Source organism: Rhodopirellula bahusiensis (assembly GCF_002727185.1).
GTDB lineage: Bacteria > Planctomycetota > Planctomycetia > Pirellulales > Pirellulaceae > Rhodopirellula > Rhodopirellula bahusiensis.
This window is the reverse complement of the sequence record NZ_NIZW01000011.1, coordinates 22718-43023: the sequence shown is the minus strand read 5'-3', so window position 1 is coordinate 43023 and position 20306 is coordinate 22718. Positions and strand designations below refer to the sequence as shown.

Annotated in this window: 15 protein-coding genes; 12 read left to right on the top strand and 3 right to left on the bottom strand. The window is 56.8% G+C overall.

Going from position 1 to position 20306, the window contains the following annotated elements:
• Positions 1 to 256: 256 nt before the first annotated feature.
• The 7 genes from CEE69_RS15240 to CEE69_RS15205 all read left to right on the top strand — a co-directional run bounded on the left by CEE69_RS15240 (position 257) and on the right by CEE69_RS15205 (position 7810).
• Entirely contained in the window at positions 257 to 1537 is a 1281-nt protein-coding gene (locus tag CEE69_RS15240) for a tagaturonate epimerase family protein (protein WP_099261490.1), read from the top strand.
• Between the two features lie 2 nt (positions 1538 to 1539).
• On the top strand, positions 1540 to 2568 hold the full coding sequence (locus CEE69_RS15235) for a zinc-binding alcohol dehydrogenase family protein (RefSeq protein WP_099261489.1): 1029 nt from the start codon (positions 1540 to 1542) through the stop codon (positions 2566 to 2568).
• Positions 2569 to 3559: 991 nt separating this feature from the next.
• Positions 3560 to 4147, top strand: coding sequence for a response regulator (locus tag CEE69_RS15225; protein WP_099261488.1), 588 nt, complete (start codon positions 3560 to 3562; stop codon positions 4145 to 4147).
• Positions 4134 to 5468: a sensor histidine kinase gene (locus CEE69_RS15220; protein ID WP_099261487.1), complete on the top strand. Its 1335-nt coding sequence runs from the start codon at positions 4134 to 4136 to the stop codon at positions 5466 to 5468. Before CEE69_RS15225 ends, CEE69_RS15220 begins: the two co-directional genes overlap by 14 nt.
• Before the next feature lie 116 nt (positions 5469 to 5584).
• Positions 5585 to 7084 carry an Asp-tRNA(Asn)/Glu-tRNA(Gln) amidotransferase subunit GatA gene (gene gatA / locus CEE69_RS15215; protein ID WP_099261638.1) on the top strand — a complete coding sequence of 500 codons (1500 nt, stop codon included), beginning with the start codon at positions 5585 to 5587 and terminating at the stop codon, positions 7082 to 7084.
• Positions 7085 to 7123: 39 nt separating this feature from the next.
• Entirely contained in the window at positions 7124 to 7384 is a 261-nt protein-coding gene (gene hemP / locus CEE69_RS33200) for a hemin uptake protein HemP (RefSeq protein WP_233215260.1), read from the top strand.
• A 15-nt stretch (positions 7385 to 7399) separates the two neighbouring features.
• Entirely contained in the window at positions 7400 to 7810 is a 411-nt protein-coding gene (locus tag CEE69_RS15205; protein ID WP_099261486.1) for a hypothetical protein, read from the top strand.
• A 275-nt stretch (positions 7811 to 8085) separates the two neighbouring features.
• Here the strand turns inward: CEE69_RS15205 and CEE69_RS15195 are convergent, their stop codons facing one another.
• Both CEE69_RS15195 and CEE69_RS15190 read right to left on the bottom strand, forming a co-directional pair.
• Positions 8086 to 8919 (bottom strand): hypothetical protein, encoded by an 834-nt coding sequence (locus CEE69_RS15195; RefSeq protein ID WP_099261484.1) that lies wholly within the window; start codon positions 8917 to 8919, stop codon positions 8086 to 8088.
• Positions 8907 to 10007, bottom strand: coding sequence for an ATPase, T2SS/T4P/T4SS family (locus CEE69_RS15190; protein ID WP_099261483.1), 1101 nt, complete (start codon positions 10005 to 10007; stop codon positions 8907 to 8909). Before CEE69_RS15190 ends, CEE69_RS15195 begins: the two co-directional genes overlap by 13 nt.
• A gap of 192 nt (positions 10008 to 10199) precedes the next feature.
• Here CEE69_RS15190 and CEE69_RS15185 point away from each other — a divergent pair, with 192 nt between their 5' ends.
• The 5 genes from CEE69_RS15185 (at position 10200) to CEE69_RS15165 (ending at position 17247) form a co-directional block, all read left to right on the top strand.
• Positions 10200 to 10853, top strand: coding sequence for a class I SAM-dependent methyltransferase (locus CEE69_RS15185; protein ID WP_233215259.1), 654 nt, complete (start codon positions 10200 to 10202; stop codon positions 10851 to 10853).
• Between the two features lie 236 nt (positions 10854 to 11089).
• Positions 11090 to 11893 carry a menaquinone biosynthetic enzyme MqnA/MqnD family protein gene (locus CEE69_RS15180; RefSeq protein WP_315852527.1) on the top strand — a complete coding sequence of 268 codons (804 nt, stop codon included), beginning with the start codon at positions 11090 to 11092 and terminating at the stop codon, positions 11891 to 11893.
• Positions 11893 to 13050, top strand: coding sequence for a cyclic dehypoxanthinyl futalosine synthase (gene mqnC, locus CEE69_RS15175; protein WP_099261481.1), 1158 nt, complete (start codon positions 11893 to 11895; stop codon positions 13048 to 13050). The genes CEE69_RS15180 and mqnC overlap by 1 nt, the downstream gene beginning before the upstream one ends.
• A gap of 109 nt (positions 13051 to 13159) precedes the next feature.
• Positions 13160 to 14677 (top strand): 4-alpha-glucanotransferase, encoded by a 1518-nt coding sequence (gene malQ / locus CEE69_RS15170; protein WP_099261480.1) that lies wholly within the window; start codon positions 13160 to 13162, stop codon positions 14675 to 14677.
• Between the two features lie 398 nt (positions 14678 to 15075).
• Positions 15076 to 17247: an RNA polymerase sigma factor gene (locus CEE69_RS15165; protein WP_099261479.1), complete on the top strand. Its 2172-nt coding sequence runs from the start codon at positions 15076 to 15078 to the stop codon at positions 17245 to 17247.
• 100 nt (positions 17248 to 17347) lie between these two features.
• Here the strand turns inward: CEE69_RS15165 and CEE69_RS15160 are convergent, their stop codons facing one another.
• A complete protein-coding gene (locus CEE69_RS15160; protein WP_233215258.1) occupies positions 17348 to 20275 on the bottom strand; it encodes a PQQ-dependent sugar dehydrogenase in 2928 nt (975 codons plus the stop codon).
• Between the last annotated feature and the right edge of the window lie 31 nt (positions 20276 to 20306).

Below are 20306 nucleotides of genomic sequence, written 5' to 3'. Positions count from 1 at the left end.
GAGACGCGCATGCGTCTCCGTTTTTTCATGCGCGGTCAAAATCACTAACGGACCTTTGCCGGAGAGGAGAATCAGCCATCGACCACAGACGGGATGCGAAGCTCAGCGCGAAGATCGTTTCACCAAACCGAAGTCTATATACAAAGTGGACTTACGGTTCCGGAGGAATGAAACGACCCCGTGGTCGAAAAGCCTCGGATGAGTCATATTGTTGGCCCTCAATCTCATTCATCCCCCATGCCTCGAGAGCCTTCCCTTGCTAACGATCGAGAAATACTCCTTCGGCGTCGGTGACCGTTTCGCCCACCAAGCGGCCGCTCAACTGCGTTCCTTCACTCGTTTGGCCGAAAAGGGCATTCACGTCGCTCCGGTTTGGAATAAATCCAATCGCGAGCACACCTTCGTTGACTCGCAACCACAAAGCGTGCACGACGCTGCCGCCGCCGCCGTCGAAAAGCTCGCCTTCGATCGCCCTTGGCACGTGGACGCGGATCACATCGGTTTGCAAACCGTCGAACCGTTCCTGCCTTGCTCGGACTTCTTCACGCTCGACGTTGCTGACTCGATCGGCAAACCCGCTGACCCAGCCGACATCGACGCTTTCGTTGCCAAGCACAGCGAACTGATCGGAACGCTGGAACTGGAAGGTCTCTCCGCTCCGCTGACCATCACTGAAGAAGACGTTCGTCGCGTCGCGGGTCAGTACATGCTGGCAACCAAGGAAGCGGGCGAGATCGATCGTCATATTGCTTCCGTCAAAGGCGAAGGCAACTACATCGCCGAAGTTTCGATGGACGAAACCGACGAACCGCAAACGCCACCCGAGTTGTTGATCATCTTGGCGATGTTGGCCGACGAAAACATTCGCGTGCAAACCATCGCACCGAAGTTCACCGGTCGATTCAACAAAGGCGTCGACTACGTTGGTGACTTGGCTCAATTCGAACGCGAATTCAATGATGACGTTGCCGTGCTGGCTCACGCCGTCAAAGCGTACGGCTTGCCCGAAGTTCTGAAGCTCAGCGTTCACAGCGGCAGCGACAAGTTCAGCTTGTACCCAATCATTCGCGATTGTCTGAAGCGAACCGGCGCGGGCGTTCACTTGAAAACCGCTGGCACGACTTGGTTGGAAGAGATCATCGGGTTGGCCGAAGCCGGTGGCGATGGGTTGGCACTTGCCAAAGAAATCTACGTTTATGCGTTGGAACACGTCGACGAACTCTGTGCTCCTTACGCCAGCGTCATCGACATCGACCGGTCGCAATTGCCTGATTCGGCAGCTGTCGAAAAGCTCGATGGACCAGCGTTCGCGGAACTGATTCGCCACATCCCTTCGAATCCGAACTTCAACGCCAACGTGCGTCAGTTGTTGCACGTGTCATTCAAGGTCGCTGCGAAAGCGGGCGCTCGTTACACGGATCTGCTGAAGTCCAACGAAGAGATCGTCGGCCAACAAGTCACCGAGAACATCTACGATCGCCACCTGTTGGCGTTGTTCATCGACGAAGATGGCAAAGCCATCGGAACGGGAGCCTGAACATGAAAGCGTTGCAACTGAGTGCTCCCAAACAGTGGGAGCAAATCGACATCGACGAACCATCGTCGCCAGCTGCTGGTGAAGCGTTGGTACGGATTCACCGCGTCGGTGTTTGCGGGACTGACTTGGGCGGCTACCTCGGCAAATTCCCATTCTTCTCGTACCCGCGAATTCCCGGCCATGAACTGGGTGTGGAAGTCCTCGCGGTTGGCGAAGGCGTCGAAAACGTGAAAGTCGGCGATCGCTGCAGTGTTGAGCCCTACATCAATTGCCGAAAGTGTTACTCGTGCGAGCGTGGTTTGACGAACTGCTGCGAGTCACACCAAACGCTCGGTGTGATGTGCGACGGTGGGCTAACCGAAAAGATGATTTTGCCGGCCCGCAAACTGCATCCAGCCAACAACCTTTCGTACGAGCAATCAGCGCTCGTTGAAACGTTGGCCATTGGCTGTCACGCGATCGATCGTGCAAACGTGACCGAAAAAGACACTGTGTTGGTGATTGGTTCGGGCCCGATTGGATTGTCCGCGATCGAGTTCGCTCGTGTGGCAGGCGCCAACGTCATCGTCGCGGACCTCAGCCAAACGCGGTTGGATTTCGTCACGGAGAAGATGGGCGTCACCAACACGATTCAGTTCGATGGATCGGAAGCCGACATCGAAAAGCTGGAAGCGATGACGCAAGGCCGCCGTGCCGATGTGGTCGTCGATGCTACCGGCAACCACCATTCCATGCGACGTGCGTTGGAGATGGCGGCGTTCGGCGGACGAGTCGTCTACGTCGGGATCACTCAGCAAGACTTGCAGTTCCCGCACGCACCGTTCTTACATCGTCGCGAGTTGACGATCCTTGCCAGCCGCAACGCGTTGACTCGCGATTTTTCTCGCATCATTCAGTTGATCGAGTCCGGCGTCATCGACACTGATCCTTGGATCACGCACCACGCGAAATTCGAAGAAGTGATCGAGTCCTTCCCGGCTTGGACAGATCCCGAATCGGGTGTCGTGAAAGCCGTGATTCACGTTTCCTAAGCAGGTCGGCAGGAATGATCGGGTAGAACCTCACGTAGGCGAGTCTCTCTGAGACTCGCAAACGACAGCGTCTCTGAGAGACGCCGCTACGTGATCAAACCCAAAGACTCCCGCTCACGTGCTTAGTACCAGGAAATGCGAGCCCAGGACGGTCAACCAGACCGCCGGGAGATTGGCTCCAAGCTGCACGACGGTCACCCAAGACCGTCGCGGATTTTCTTCAGATTCGTACGCCGGTCTTCCAAGACCGGCGAAGAAACTCTTCAAGCTCGAACGAATCCCTCCCAAAGAGGTCGTTCAGTTTTCTGATACCGCTTTTCGGCAGATTTTTACACAGCGCACCTCTCCCGAAACGAAGTTTGGTGAGAGGTCGAGTGACGCCGTTCAGGCGTACGCCTGGGTGAGGGGCGAGCATGGGAAAGGGCGCGCACTACCCTCCCCGGAATTCTCGCTGAACGCTCGCATTCCGACCCTCCCCAACTGCGTTCAGGAGGGTGATTTCAACCTTGCGAGCACGGCACTTCAAAACTGCACGACCTCCTAAGACCGCCGGGGTACTTACGACGGTCTTGGAAGACCATCGTACGATCGCTTGGTCTCGCTTCGACGGCCCTGAACGTCCTTCTGCTGAGAAAAAGGATGCAAACGCACCGAAAAACGTTGACAAATTCGCGTTCTCTGACAATCACCAGCCACTGCGCCGGTGAGCCGCCCAATCAACCTTGACCCATCTTGCCTGAACTGTATGATTTGCCGTAGTGGCAAGCCAGGGAAGTGCGGTCGCTTGTGACCCCTGCGAGTTCGGCGGATTTTAAGTGCGTTTGTGACTCTAGTGGGTTGAAGTGCTAGTGCATCATCCCCGCGGTTTTGCTAATTGGAGTGACGGAGTGAAGCTGGGTGCTTCGGTGAGAGTTTTCTCTGACCACCCAACCGGCTTCGCGCTTTCCTCATTTCGGTATTGGGCTACCCCACAGGGAGGACGGTTCCCGCCATGACCACAAAAACGGTATTCACGACTGGCGAAGCAGCCAAGATCTGCAAAGTCAGCCAACAGACGATCATCCGTTGTTTCGACAACGGTTCGCTGAAGGGTTTCCGGGTCCCAGGAAGTAAATTCCGGCGGATCCCCCGCGAGCAATTGTTCTTGTTCATGAAGGACAATGGGATCCCGACCGACGCCTTGGAAAGCGGCAAGAAAAAGCTGCTGATCGTCGATGACGACCAAGATCTGGTCGACTTGATGCAGGACGGATTCCAACGTGACGCACGTTTCGACATCCGTACTGCGAACAACGGTTTCGACGCTGGGATGGGTGTGAAAGAGTTTCGCCCCGACCTCGTGATTCTCGACGTCATGCTTCCCGATATCAACGGGAAAGAAGTCTGCCAACGAGTCCGCAGTGATCCTTCGATGGACACCGTGAAGATTCTTTGCATCTCGGGAATGGTCGAGCACAGCAAGGTCGACGGTTTGAAAGCCGCCGGTGCCAACGACTTCATGCAGAAGCCGTTCTCGATTGACGATTTGGTCGGCCGCGCTTGCAATTTGCTCGAAATGGATCGCGGTGTCATCGGCTGATTTGTTTGCCGGCTGGCTACCTCCCATCGTCATCCAGCATGACGAAGGGGCGGTGCATCCCACGCATGAAGAACGCATTTGGTTACCAATGCGTTCAAGCTCGTCGTCGACGTTGCTGCACGCGCTCGTATCACGCGACACAAGCACGACGTTCCGTCGAAAGCTGCGCAACACGCTGCGACATGACCCGGCGTTGTGTTTGTTCACGGCAGCGAAGTTGGTGCAGGAACACGAACGAGGTTGGCGACCGATCGCTGGCCAATGGACCACCAAACAATTGGCGGATTGGTGGGTCCGACACGGTGCCGACGTTTGGGACGGATCCGCGTTTCTCTCGTGCCCCGAATCCCAGACCGGCGAAAGCTTGCTCCAGCGACTCATGCGGCTGGACCAGCATTTTCAAACGCTACCGTTTTCACGGTGGTTGCTGGAATCCGATCTCTGGTGGAAAGCCGCGGGGCTTTCTTGTCGTTCCAGCATTTGCCAATCGTTGCACTCGATCCGTCTGATTGATTCGGACCAATCCAAGTCATCGCCCGTCACAAGAAAACACGCGTCCAATCTGGATGCTCATCAGGCGTTTGGCAAGGTGACCGCGATGGTTGCCGAACGCGAACGTTTGCAAGGTGATTTCTCGGAGTCACTTGAAACGGTCCGGCGCGATTTGGCGAAACAACTGGCTTATGGTTTGTCGCACGAGATCAACAACCCACTTGCCAACATCGCGACACGTGCCCAGGGATTGATCGCTTCGGCGTCGGGACCACAACAAGCGGAGTCGTTGCAACGCATTGTCGACCAGTCCTACCGGGCTCATGCGATGATCGCGGACTTGATGTTCTACGCGCATCCGCCCGAGCCTCAATTTGAATCCGGTTTCGCAACAAAGCAAGTCGTGGAGGACGTCATCGAACCGATGAATGCGTCGCTGCAACGCGATGCGATCACGGTCGAGTTCCATGATGCATTCTCTGTGAAATGCGACGGTGACCCGGCAATGTTCGGCGAGGCGGTTCGGGCTCTCATTCGCAATGCTGTGGAATCGATCGGAGTCGAAGGACAAATTGTGATATCGATCGAACCGGAAGCAGATGCGAAACACTGCCTCGTTCGGGTATCCGACAGCGGCCAAGGCTTGACCGCTGAAGACGCGGCCCGTGCGTTCGATCCGTACTTCAGCGGACGCGAAGCCGGTCGCGGACTTGGGTTGTCGCTGTGCCGAGTCCACCGGATCGCGGAGCTTCACGGAGGATCGATCCGGTTGCATCCGGCACTGATTGGCTGCGTCGCCGAGTTGACTTGGCCGATGCACGCATCCTGAACCGGTTGCGGTCGCCTGGCGAAATTCAGTCGCATTCCAAATCGGGGTCGGATCGCCGATACTGCCGATTCGCAAACCATTCACGCTCCTTTTCATGTGACCAAGACGGTTCGTTCATGTTGCATTCGGCCTCGGAAATTCTGAAACAGCTCGATTCTGGCGATGTCACTGCCGTCGAGATCATCGGACAATCACTCGCAGCCATCCGAGCTTCGCAGCCGACGATCAACGCGTTCACTCACATCGCGGAAGAGACCGCGATGCAGGCCGCGGAGTCCGTGGACGCCGATCGCAAAGCTGGCAAAACACTTGGCCCGTTGGCCGGTTTGCCCGTCGCGATCAAAGACGTTCTGTGCACATCGGACATGCCAACGACATGCTCGTCCAAGATGCTGCAGGATTTCGTCCCGCCATACGACGCGACCGTGGTCGCTCGGCTGAAGAGTGCGGGCGCGATCGTGGTTGGCAAAACCAACATGGACGAATTCGCGATGGGTGCCAGCACCGAAACCAGTGCGATGGGCGTGACGGGCAACCCGTGGGACACGACCAAAACACCAGGCGGAAGCAGCGGTGGTGCGGCAGCCGCCGTCGCAGCGGGAACCGTGCCACTCAGCTTGGGCACTGACACCGGAGGATCGATCCGGCAACCGGCAGCGTTCTGCGGCATCACCGGATTGAAACCCACCTACGGTCGAGTCAGCCGGTACGGGTTGGTCGCGTTTGCCAGCAGCCTCGATCAAGCCGGCCCGATGGGTTGGTCAGTCGATGACGTCGCCATCGGGTTGCAAGCAATGGCGGGTTACGACCCTCGTGACAGCACCTCGGTTAACGCGGAAGTCCCCGATTTCACTCCCGCGATGGCCGCCGAAGACGTTCGAGGCATGCGGATCGGCGTATTGCGAGAAGGGCTCGACCAAGACGGCATCTCGCCCGCCGTTCGCGACGCTCTCGCGACCGCTGAATCGGTGCTTCGTGAACAGGGTGCCGAGATCGTCGAAGTGGAACTGCCACACAGCAAGTACTGGGTGCCGACCTATTACGTGATTGCACCCTGCGAAGCCAGCAGCAACTTGTCTCGATTCGACGGAGCTCACTACGGCTATCGCGTTGGCGACGCCGAGATCGCAGCGGCTGATTCCGGACCGCTCGAAGCGATGTACTCGCTCAGTCGTGCGGGCGGATTCGGCAGCGAAGTCAAACGCCGAATCATGGTCGGCACTTACGCTCTGAGCGAAGGTTACTACGACGCGTACTACAACCAAGCGCTCAAGGTCCGCCGATTGATCCGCAACGATTACGACGCCGCATTCCAGCAAGTCGACTTATTGCTCGGCCCGGTGACTCCGTCGCCCGCGTTCGCTCTGAACGAAAAAACCGACGACCCGATCGCGATGTACCTGTGCGACCTGTTCACCGTCGGAGCCAACTTGGCTGGCGTGCCCGCGATTTCGCTGCCCGGAGGATTCGACGCCGCCGGATTGCCGGTCGGGGTGCAATTGCAGGCACCGGTGATGGAAGAGACTCGGCTGCTGCGAGCCGGGAATGTGTTCCAAATGGCCAGCGATTTCCACACTCGCCGGCCGCCTATTTTTACTGCAAATCATTCGCAATAAGGTCTTGCCGCGACATTGCCGTCGATTTAGATTGGTCGCATGACTGATTCAAAACCTTCGTCGGCAGCCGATCCAACTTGGGGAGAAATCCCGGCTGGATCGGTCGTGGAAGGTGTACCGGCAAGCAATCCGGCGGTGGAGTCAGTTCCTTCGGCGACAACGATGTCGACCGGTGGAATGCCAAAAATCATCCGATTCGAGGCCTTGGCACGTTGCGGTGGTGAAATCTGGATCGAAAACGAAGGCCAGATTTACCGACTCCGTAAGACCCGCCAGGGCAAACTGATTCTGACGAAATGACCTTGGAATCCATCCGTGCATACCAGTGAAACGATCCTAGCAGTGATCCCCGGCGCGACCGAGCATGAGCGCATGGTCGTCGCGACGCGATTCATCGAAATCGCCGAGCGATTGAAGTTGCATTCGGCCGACGCCGTGGCTGAACAAGAGCGAGCCGATGACAGTCGCCCGTTCTGCGAACAGCTCACCAGCGTGCAATCGCAACCGATTGTGCTTCGTCAAGAAACATTCAGCGAAGCGGTTGGATGGTTCACTCAAAGCTGCGTCGAAATGAGCCGCGAGCAATGGGAAATGATGCGTCGCACCATGGTCCCCACAACGACGCCGGCCATTCAACGCAAACGTGTTGTGCGACGCCCGAACATGATGCACGCCGACACACCATCGGTCCTCCCGTTCAAACCATCACGAGCCGTCTCGGCTTAGCACGCTGCTTCAAGCTGAACGAAGGTCGTGCAGTTTGTTGATACCGCTTTTCGGCAGATTTCAGCATGACGTACATCTCCCGAAACAGAGTTTGGGGAGAGGTCGAGCGACGCCGTTCAGGCGTACGCGAGGGTGAGGGCCGGGTATGAGAAGTGGCGCCGGGTCGCGATGAGGCTTGGCCGTTGAGGGCGGCACGACGGAACAGTTGAGGACAACTGTTCTACTCTCATGTTCAGGCAGAAGGATTCGTTGCCTCGTCCACTACGTTCGCGACTTCACTCGTCCAGCAACAAAGTTTGCAAACGAGTCACCGCTTTCTGAAGCTGTGCCTTGGTCCTCAGTGGTGGGATCCGCTGCACGAACTTCGGACTGACGCCCTTGGACTGCAGGAACTGCTTCAGCATTTTTGGATCGCCATCGCGAAATGCTTCCGCAGCGTGATGAACGCGAGGCCCATAGGTCGCATCGACCAATCGTTCGATGACCATCGACCAATACGTCAGCCAATCGCTTTGACGTTTCTCAGCGGGATCCGGAACCGAATTAGCATCTTGAATCGAGTTTGCGTTCGAGTCGCCTTCCGCGGAAGGCGTTTGTTCAAACTGTCGAATCTGTTGTTCGATCTCACGTGGCCAGCACGGATCCAACGTGGTTGCTTCGAAGTGGGTGGCCTCGAGAAAGCTATCGCGTGGACAACGTTGAACGTAGGCATCCAAAAGTGACTGACGCCAAGAACCAGGCTCGATCGGTCGTCCTTCGGTGATCTCAAGAGCGATCAGGTTTCCCATCTCGACATAGATGGCTTCGACGGTGGCCTCGAACATCGCCGCCATCGCGGGAGCCGGACGAGAAGTCAGCAGCGACGTGGCAACTCGTTCGAGCAACCAAATCTTTTGCTCTGGTTCCCACATATCGTACCAGTGCGGCGGATCGAAACCCGCGACAGGTCCGGAGATCGTGAAGAGCACATCGCTGTCTTCATCGTGATCAACTTCGGCAGCGGGATTTATCTCATCAACCAACTGATCCACCATCATCGCGACCGTTCCGCGAAACAATTCCGCTTCGGGACCGACGAGACATCGATTTCCGTTGGTCAGGGGCCACATAGAAAGCTGCCAGTGGAAGGAAAAAGCTTTTGCAATCGGCCCATGTCATTTTCGGACGCCAGGGCGGAACGACGCGTGTCATCGATTTCGATGCTGCGACACTCCGACCTGGAAAGGCCGTTCTGATGTATCAACAGGTTAATCTGTTCGGCGAGCAAGTGGCCAATTTGTCCCCAAGCCCGGAGCCGCAAAATCGCCGAGACGGGGTCTCGAGCGTGAACGACCGCGAAAACACGCTCTCCCTGCAACACCGAGTGCAGACAAACTTCTGCGGAAGTTCGGTTGTTCAGGTCCGGAATGATGACCACGGAAGGGTCGGATTCCACCAATTCACGTTGCAACGGGTTCCATTTTCGAGCCGGACGCCCGTGCGTTTGGCTGGACCAGACACCCCACAACCTCGCCAAGGGATTTTTGTCCAGACTTTTTCGTCCGCAGTAAATTGTCAGCCCGCTTTCGGCAACCAATTGATTTTGCCAAGTCGCTCGCTCGGCGGCTTTGAGATCGTAGGCGGTTAAGTTCATGGGCGACGGAACGACGGGCTTGGCAATCGGCGGCGGCTGAGGAGTTCGTTTTGCAGATGTGTTCTCAAGAGGGTCGACATCCGTTGCTTCTGGTTCGACGACCGCTCCAGTGGACTGGGCCGGTGGTTTCAATTCGCCATACAGTTCATCGCATGCCTTTCGAACCACGGTTGCTCGCGCGAACAAGGGACGCATCTGCAACCCGCTGATTCGCCGAACGTCATCGGCCAATAGCAACGCCGAAGGAGACGCGATGGCGACCTCCAGACTGTGATCCTGAACGGCCAAGGGAACCAGCTCATTCTCTTTGCAAAAGTCAGCAGGCAGATATTGCGTGAGACGGCGGTCAACGGGAATCGACAACCCGATCGGCGGCTCGAACAACGGCAACAAATAGTGCGATGCATAGACCGAAGCGAGCTTTGATTCGTCGGTCAAACCACACTGTTCAGCCAACTGTTCTTCCGGCGGTTGGTCCTTTTCATCAGTGTGCTCGAGTTGCCCCCACATTTCGTCTAGCCAACCGATTGACGGTTGGCTGAAATCGACTGACGTTAAATTCATGGTGCCGTTTCGTATTGCTGAACAAGTGCCTCATCGAAACAGATAGGTCGATTCGCTCCAGCGGGCTTGACGAATCATTGGGTTCGCTGGAGAACCTCGCCGTCCCGCTTTGCTTCGGAACCGATTGTTCTGATTTTGCAAACAATGCCGACGATATCACGCGTCCGTCTCGTCTTTGCTTGACCCCAAGAAATGCTGACACCGATCGAATTGCCCGCCGGCTTGGACTCGACCGAAATCCCGACCGAAATCCACGCGATGGTGCATGGGGTCAAACAGAGAATCGAAGCCTTCCAAGACCGCTGGGACCGACCCCAGATCGAATTGTTTGTCGCCGCCGACTACTTGCACGTCTATCAGACAATGCGTTGGGTCGCCGAATCACAAATGCTGAACAATTCGCGATTTGTGGAATGGGGATGCGGATTCGCCGCGATCACGTGGCTGGCGGCTGCGGTCGGCTGGGATTCCATCGGAATCGAATCCGAACCAGAACTGATCCGCCAGGGCGAAATGACACTGAAGGATTGGCAGGAAACGCTCGCCGCGATCCCGAAGGCTGGACCGACTCCCGAATTGGTGAGAGGCAACTTCCTGCCGGAGGGATCCGAGACGCTCGCGGACGATCCGACGCTGCCAAGTCTTGGCCACTCGATCGAATCAGCCTACGCGTCGATCGGTTTGGATGTGGAGGACTTCGGAATCATCTACAGCTACCCTTGGCCGGGCGAAGACGATTTCCATGAATACGTTTTTCATCGCTATGCGGCGTACGGTTCGGTGATGGTGCTTTTCAAAGGCCCCAACGAAATGCGAGTTTGGCGAAAAACCCGCGGCCGCAGCTGAAACGGGTTGCCGGCCCCTCTTCACCGCGGTTATCAACACGGACGAAGTTCTCCCAACAAACGCCACCAGTCACCGAGCCTGTACGATGGCCTTCCAAGGCCGTCGCAGTTCCCCCGATATGTACGATGGCCTTCCGAAGCCGTCGATTCAACTGCGTTGGTATTTCAAGACCGTCGATTCAACACGCGACGGCCTTGGAAGGCCATCGTACGAACTCCTCAAACCCTGATACGACCATGCTCCGCCTTGGTGCAGTTTCCTATCTGAACACAAAACCGTTGATCGAAACGCTTCCGGAGCGTTTGGGACAACTTGGCAAGTTGCGTTTGGATCTGCCTTCGAGGCTTGCTCGCGACCTAGCGGCTGGTAAATTGGACATCGCGTTGATCCCCAGCGTCGAATATTTCCGCGGGGGAGACGACTACGAAATCATTTCCGACGCCGCGATTGCTTGTCGCGGCCCGGTCTGGAGCGTGCGGGTGTTGAGCCGAGTTCCGATGAACCAGATCCGAACATTGGCTCTGGACGAAGGCAGTCGCACCAGCGCCGCGATGTCCCAGATCTTGCTGGCGGAGATGCATGGACTGCGTCCGGAAACAGTGCCATTCCCGATCGGTTCATCGCCCGACGAAATCGACGCCGACGCGTTGTTGATGATTGGCGATCGAGCCATGCATCCGGCTCCGGCCAAGTACAAAGAGATCTGGGACCTTGGCGACCGCTGGGTTCGCTGGACCGAGTTGCCATTTGTGTTTGCCATGTGGGTGGCCCGCCGCTCCGCCGTCGCTGATCCTGAGATCCGCCAGCAAATTGAAACCGCATTGAACGTGTCCCGCGACGAGGGAATGCAGCAATTCGAAACTATCGCCAAACGCGAAGCCGCGGGTCACGGTCTGACGATTGAGGACCTGCATCGCTACTTCGCTGAGAATCTTCACTTTCAACTCGGCAACGGCGAACGATCGGGGCTGGCAGCCTTCCGCGAAAAAGCCGAACATCTGGGGCTGGTCCCCGCTTCCCACTCACCTTTGCAAGATTGATGAACGCACCCGCCAACTCATCTGCCGTCCACGAAATCCTCGCCAAGGCCGTCGCTGGGGACCGGCTGACATCCGCCGACGGTCTGACGCTGCTCGAAAGCCACGACCTGGCAGCGATCGGTGCCGCCGCCGAAAAGATTTCGCGAGCCAAGCATCCGGAACCTTATCGCACCTACAACATCGATCGGAACATCAACTACACCAACGTCTGCACGGCGGTGTGTGACTTCTGCGCGTTCTATCGTGGACCGAAAAGCGACGAAGGTTACGTGCTGCCTCGTGAAGTTCTGCTGCAGAAAATCCAAGAGACCGTTGATCTGGGCGGCAACCAAATCTTGCTGCAAGGCGGCCTGCATCCAAAGTACAAACTCGATTGGTACGAGGAGATGCTCGGCGACATCAAGTCACGCTTTCCCGAGGTGAACGTTCATGGTTTCTCGCCGCCAGAACTGCATCACTTCACCAAAGTCAACAAGCTACCGCTTCGAGATGTCCTGTCGCGATTGAAAGACGCGGGACTGGGCAGTGTGCCTGGTGGTGGTGCCGAAGTTTTGACCGATCGCGTTCGCAACGAGATCACTCGTGGCAAAGTCATGACAGACGATTGGTTGAACGTCATGCGAGTGTGGCACGAGCTGGGCGGGATCAGTTCCAGCACGATGATGTTCGGTCACGTCGAGACACTCGAGGAACGAATCGAACACCTCGATCGTTTGCGAAGTCTGCAGGACGAAACGGGTGGCTTCACCGCGTTCATCTGCTGGACGTTCCAACCTGACAACACCGACATGTCTGACGTTCGACCGACCGGCTCGTTCGAATATCTAAAAATGTTGGCCGTCTCGCGATTGTTCTTGGACAACATTCCCAACATTCAAAGTAGTTGGGTCACGCAAGGTTTGAAGATTGGGCAAATGGCGTTGATGTTCGGTGCCAATGACATGGGAAGCCTGATGATCGAAGAAAACGTCGTTGCCGAAGCCGGAACGGTGCACTATCTGTCATTGCAACAAATTCGCGAAGCAATTGAGGAACTCGGTTTCATCCCTCGCCAGCGTGATGTGCACTACAACCTGGTCGACGAACAATTGGAAGCCAAAGCCATTCAGGCAAACGGGGAACAATCGGCAAGAGAATTGGTCCAATTGGCGGTTTGACCGAAGTCCGGTAGTCTTTTCAAAACTGGTGCGGAAGTTGCCCTGTGTTCATCACGTGGTGCAAAACTTCTGATTCAACCGACCGACTATCGCCAACTAGATCTCACGCATGCGTTTCCCGCGATCCTCCGGCATCCTTTGTCACATCACCAGTTTGCCATCGGAATTGGGCATCGGTGACCTGGGTTCCGCAGCGTACGAGATGGTCGACTTCTTGCACGCGGCCGGCCAATCGATTTGGCAAATTCTGCCCCTCAGTCCTCCCGCCTATGGCAACTCGCCCTACAGTGCGTACTCCGCGTTCGGGGGCAACGCGTTGTTAATCAGTTTGGAAACGCTGGTCGACGAAGGTCTGCTTGAATCGTCCGACGTGCAAGGGTTCCCCGAAAGTGATCCAGCATGCGTGGACTTCGGCGTGGTCAGCGAGTTCAAACACGCGCGGTTGAAACTGGCCTACGAACGCTACCTTGCGAATCCACCTCGCGAATTGAAGATTGCGTTCGAACTTTTCTTGGACACCAACGATTGGTGGCTCGATGAGTTCTCTTTGTTCGAAGTGTTCTTGAACAAGTACAAAGAATCGAACTGGTCCAAGTGGCCCGATCCAATCAGTCACCGCGAAGCGGATGCACTCGGGCAAGCTCGCCAAGAAATGGCACGCGAAATTGATTATTCGCGGTTCCAACAATTTCTGTTCGATCGCCAATGGAACCGACTGAAGGCGTACGCAAACGAGCGACAAGTTCAACTTTGCGGCGACATGCCTATCTTCGTTGCCTACGAGAGTGCTGATGTTTGGGGCAACCAAGACATGTTCGCACTGAAGGAGGACGGCACGCCGGCATTGATCGCGGGAGTTCCGCCGGACTACTTTAGCGAAACAGGACAACTTTGGGGCAACCCACAATACGATTGGGAAGCACTGGAGAACGCCAACTACGCTTGGTGGACGGCACGCTTCCGTCGGGCGTTGGAGCAATTCGACTTGTTACGAGTCGACCACTTCCGGGGCTTCGAAGCCTACTGGGAAGTTCCCTACGGTGCGGAAACAGCAATCGACGGACAGTGGCGAACCGGCCCCGGTGCAAAACCATTCCAAGCCGCCGCGAAAGAACTCGGCGAACTTCCCTTCATCGCGGAAGACCTGGGAATGATCACCGACGCGGTTCATCAGCTGCGTGAAGAACTCGGCTTTCCCGGAATGCGAGTTCTGCAGTTTGGATTCGCCAACATGGAAGATGACTTCCATCGACCATCGACCTATCCCGAATCGTGCGTCGCCTACACCGGCACCCATGACAACGACACGGTGATGGGTTGGTATCACTTGCGTACGCCACCCGAAGCAGGCTCGGATCCGCTCGACGATGTCGTGCACAGCGACGAAGAGGTGCATTGGCAGTTGATCGATGCCGTCATGTCATCGGAAGCAGAAATCGCGATCGTTCCGATCCAGGATGTGTTGGGACTCGGCAACGAAGCCCGAATGAATTTGCCTGGCATCGCAGATGGCAATTGGGCATGGCGATTGTCACCCCAAGCGTTGACGCAAGCCCACGCCGACCGTCTCGCTTCGCTCTGCCAAGAACGAGGCCGCCTGACGCACGAAGTTCCCAGCGTCGGCTAACAAACGCTCAAAAAAACCTGTAGCACGGTGTTCCCCCTCCGTGACCAAGCGCAATCCGAATCAAAAGATCCACAACCAGCGCCCGCCCCCAAACAAAGTTCCCAGCGTCCACGTCACCCTCCCAAACAAGACAACCAACGCACAGAAACAGCTTAGACAACTGTTCGACTCTCACGTGCGTCTCGGTGGGGGACCACCAAGCGACAGGTATTGGATCGAAATCTCTTTTCGCGAATTTCTGATTTTTCGCGCGCCGTGTGGGCTTCTCACCCCACTGTCTTCCTGAACACGCGATGATCAGGGGTGGCGAATTCGCTTCCGAGCGTGAACGCCGCGGCATCTTGGTTCTCACGAGACGCCGGCGTCTTGAATTTGTTGGAAAGGAAAGGGGATCACTCATGGCCAGAGGAAATTCCACGCTCGACGCGCCGGATCCAATCCCGCCTCCCGTTGAACGTCCCGTCTGCCAGAACCAATCCCGAGATCGCGCGAGCTCGCGTACCGCAGCCCGTTGGGACGACCTCAATCCAACCGACGCGGATCTGCTCGACGCCTGGGTCACGGACGATTGTCTCGAAGCCCTCGACACACTGGTCCGGCGCTACGCCCAAATGGTTCTCAGCGTTTGCATCCGACGCTGCAACGACCGAGCCGACGCCGACGATGCAATGCAAACGACATTTTTGTACCTCGCCCAATCGGCGAAGAAGATCCGAAGCCCAGAACGGTTGGCCGGATGGCTACACCGTGTCGCCCAACGTGCCAGCATCGCGACCATGATGTCACCTGAACGCGCTCACCAGGATTTGTCAGACGTCCCCTCGGAACCCGTCGATCCATTGGAACGTTTGACGCTTCGACACCAAGCAATCGTATTGGACGAAGAACTTTCGGAACTGCCCGAAAAGTACCGATCCGCCATCGTGTTGCATCATCAGCAAGGCGTCACGGTCATCGAAACAGCCAAACGAATGGGAACCACCGAAGGAACCGTTCGCGGTTGGCTGGCTCGTGGCAAATCGCGTCTCGCTCGACAACTTCGACTTCGTGGCGTCGCACCGATGGCAGCGTGGGCGGCAGCTCATGCCTGGAGCGCCACCGAAGCGATGGCCGCGCAAGCCGCCTTCGAACTCACTTGCCCACCAACGACGACCATTCCAACTGGCGAACCAGACGCCGCCCCCGGCGCAGACCTTGGCAAATCCCATTGGGCCGATTGCTCGTCACCCACCCACTTCTCTGCTCTTGAATCTCATTTGACACAAGGAATCGCCACCATGCCTGTCGTCACCATTCTCGGGTCCACCGCCGCCATCGGATTGGCCTTGCTAGTCGCTTTCGCGGTCCCCGCCGGCAACGATGAAAATGGACGCTCCGCCAGCGTTCTTACATTCGCGACACCGGACGCAGACTCTTCCACCACGCTGGCGCAATTCACGCAAAACACGCAAGCCAACAATCCGGATGCAGGGCCTCGTACGCAACTTCCGGGCGTTCAATCGGTGCCTGCTCCCGTTCGGCCGACACCGCCCACACCACCGATTCCCCCCACCCCGCCCGTACCATCCACCGGCACCAGCCAGGTTGCGAAGCGAGTGGCGGAAACGCTGGATCAGCCAACGTCACTTTCGTTCGAATCCAATATCCGTTCGCTACCGGAAACACTGCAAGACTCGATCCGGACGCCAGTCCTGCTCGACGAACAAGCCATGACACTGGGACAGATCGACATCGACAGCCTCCATGTTCAGTTCGATTCGAAGGGTGATCAACCGCTTCGTACATTGCTTCGAAAAGCCTTGGAGCCTGCGGGTTTGAAGGCAATCGTCGACGACGACGGCCTGCTGATCACAGCCGACATGACCGTGCTGACTCGCAGAGGAGTTTCGACCGATCGCTGGTTGGACATGACACCGGAAGAGGAAGTGAAGCTCGATGAAATCATGGACAGAAAGGTTTCCTACAACTTCCCCGATATGCCATTGAACGATGCCGCTCGCATCATGTCGGAAGATGTCAATTTCCCGATCCTGATCGACAAGCTTGCCTTGGAAACAGAAGGGTTTTCGATTGACGTCCCGGTAGACGTTGCCGTCGAGTCCGTTTCTTTTCGGTCCTTTCTGCGTCTGATGCTTCGTCCAATGGACCTAACGTATCAATACAAGGATGAGGTGTTGCAGTTCACCAGCGTGGAAGCGAGTGACGCAAGTCTTCGGCAGCGGTTGTACTTTCTCGAAGGCACCGGCCTGCCCAGAGGAGGCGACATTGGCACGATGGAAATGATTACATCGACCATCCAGCCGGACGCCTGGGAAGCTCTCGGCGGCTACTCGACGATCAGTTCCGTCAACCATTCGCGAGAAGGCCGTCCCGCGTTGCTCGTCAGCACAACCGACGAAGTGCACAAAGAAGTCGAAGACCTGATGCGTGCTCTTCGCGATACACACACCGGCGAAGACCCACGTCTTCCCGACGAAGAGTTCCAGCAACAACAAAAGAAGAGACTGCAACCAATTGGAGCGGGAATGATGGGCGGTGGTGGGGGAGGCGGTGGTGGCGGATTCTTCTGAGTCGAATCTTGTCGGAGCAAAGCGTCGTCTAGGGCTCGACGCTCCTCATATTAGGCCGGACCGACCAACGGGAGTTCCGGCAGCCAATCCAAACGACGCATCAATCCCCAACCGGCAACTCGCCGGCTTCATTGGTTTGCATCAGGAACTCGAGCAAGTCCGCGACCTCCTGCGGCGTCATCGCTGACAACAAACCAGCCGGCATCAAGGATTGCTCGTTCGGCTTTTTGACTTCGACGTCTTCTGCCGCTAGCGTTGTTTGAGTTCCATCGGCTTGTTGCAAAACCACGACGTCATCGTCCTCACGAAGAATTCGCCCAGCGACCAAATCTCCGTCGACGGTCAACAACGTGTGACTCTGCCATTCAGGTTCGATCTTCGCACTCGGGTCGATGATTCCTCGCAAGACTTCAGCGCGTGTTCGACGCTTACTGATTCCCGCCAGCGACGGGCCAACGTCTTTGCCCAGACCTCCGATGCGGTGGCATTGTCGACACTGGGACGCAGCCGATTCGTAGAACCATTGCAAGCCTCGCTGGGCGTCTCCCTTCAATGTCAACAAAGCATCCGCGTCTGGTGAATCACCCACCATCAGCTTTCGCTGGCTCGGGTCGATCCATGGCTGCAGCAAACCGAGAAGCACGGGTGACTCTGGTGCGTCGTCGCCGCTCAACATTTCCCCGACCGTTTGCTTCGCTTCGTCCGGCGCCTTTCCGGCAAGTGCCCGCCACAACCGCATTGCACGGACAGTCTGGTTGTCATCCGTCGCCGAGAGTTCAGCTGCTTGCGTCTCTCCGCTGGCGGGCTGTGATTCCACCCAGTCCCACAGCATCGCTGCCCCGGCCAGATCCACCGTCGTACATCCGACGCGAGGCATTTTGCCGGGCCCGCCAGTTGCAACGCGGTAGACCAACGCGGATCGCTCAGGATGCCCGGGCAGAACAACACATGTATCGGCTCCCAAACCAAAGTCACCCTGTGCCGCCGGTACGTCCCTCAACGCCGTTTGGTCCAGCGGCCGGTTGTGCCGCAGATCCATCTTGGATGTCGCTCCACCAGCTGGTCGATGACAGTGCGCGCAATTCGAATGCAGATACGAACGTGCCCGTTGTTCGAGCGGTTGGTCTTCATCGGAAGGATCCACCATCTCAAATCCAGGTTTGGATTTCGCGCTCACCAAGAACCCTGCATGAGCGAGCTCGTTCCACGATCCAGGACCGGCTTCGTCCCGCAAATTCTCCGGCACCAGCGAAGCCGCTCCCGGGTTGGCGACGTTGTGACAAGTGATGCAAACATCGCGGGGATAAAACCGATGTTCCCAATCCCGCGGTCCCCAAATTGGATCAGCAACGCGAAAGGTTTGTGTGGCTCCCATCGCCGGAACCAGCGTCGCATCGGTTTGTTCCTCGTTCCAAGCAAACGTGGTCGGATTCCAGTTCAATCCGTCAAACGACAGCACCTGAGTCTCCAGCCGAATCGTCTTCGGATTCCCATCCGAATCCAAGACATCGCGGATCAAGGTGTTCGCGAATACAGTGCCCGGGGTGTAGCGTTTACGCATCGGGTGGATTGGTTCTTGACCTGGAATCCCAACGAACCGAACCGTTCGAATTCCATCGCGGAACATGGTCGCGGCAGGCTCGTAGGCAACGACACCGGGGTTCGGAATCAAATCCTTCGTGTCAGAAAACAAGCCGGTTTCGCTGAGCCGCTGAGGGAACGATGCGTAGTCGTCCACCGATTCGTTCTCAATCAACCGGTACAGCCCACCGGAGTAGTCGACCAACAGAATTTCCGCCGCGGCACCGCTCTGACTGACAAAGAAGTCGATGATTTTCAAACCCGTGCTGGCAATTTTTCTCGGCACAGGTGGCTTGCCCGTTTGCGTTTTCGACTGCGTGTCGATCGACCACACATTCCCGTTCATGTAGCAACCACACAAGTACTCACCCACCAGCGATGCATCCTGTCTGACAACCGAAGCGTTCAGCGGAACAAACACGCCACCTGTGATCGATTGCGATTCGCTGCGAGGGAACACGACCTCCGGCAAAATCACTGGTCCCGGACCTGGCGTCTGTTCCAAATCAACCGGATGGGGACCTTCGTAGAGACTCCAACCATGATTGCCGCCGGGTACGATCCGGTGCACCATCTCGCACTTTTCCCAACCCACATCGGCCACCCATAGGTCTTCGGTCGCAGGATCAAAGGCTGCGCGAAAACCATTGCGCAATCCAAACGCGTAGATCTCGCCGCGTGCCCCCGCGACATCCACAAACGGGTTGTCCTCGGGAATACGATAGGGCAACGTCGTACCGTCGGCTGCTTGACTGGTTTCATTCACATCAATTCGCAACACGCTGCCACGAAGGTCGCCGATGTTTTGAGCGGCTTTGTTGACGTCGGGTGGAAAGGGCAGCGAACCATCACCGGTCGTGATGTAGAGCAGTCCGTCGGGACCAAAGTTCAGCGAGGCTCCGATGTGGTCACCCGACGGATACGACAGCAAATCCAAACGGGACTCGGGATCAATCGTCGGAACTGAGTCCAAATCATTCTCTACCACCCCGTCATCGCCAGGCATGTTCATTCGGAATCGCGAAATTCTTGTGCCACCTTCGACGTCGTGGGGACGGATGGACCAAACCACGTAGAGATAGCCATTGTTTTCGAAGTCCGGATGCAGCGTCAGATCTCGCGCCGCAGCAAACTTTTCATCGGGATTGACTTTCAAATTCGTGGCGTTGATGTCGAGCGCCAACTCCATCGTTTCAACGTCGTCACGATTCTCAAACGTGGAGACTTGCCCGCTCACCTGCAGCAACAAACGGCGATTCGTGCCAGGCAAATCCATCGCGGTGATGGGCGATCTCACCACCAAATTCGGATGAACTCTCTGCACCTTCAAAGGCAACGGCGGCTCGGGGGTGCCCTGCAATCGCGATTCGGTCCAGGCCGGTCGTTCAGCCCGCAAGTTCACACCGCAAAATAACAGCGACAAAAACGCAGCGGACAGGGCTGACAAGAACAATTTCGACGAAAACATAGGGAAGACG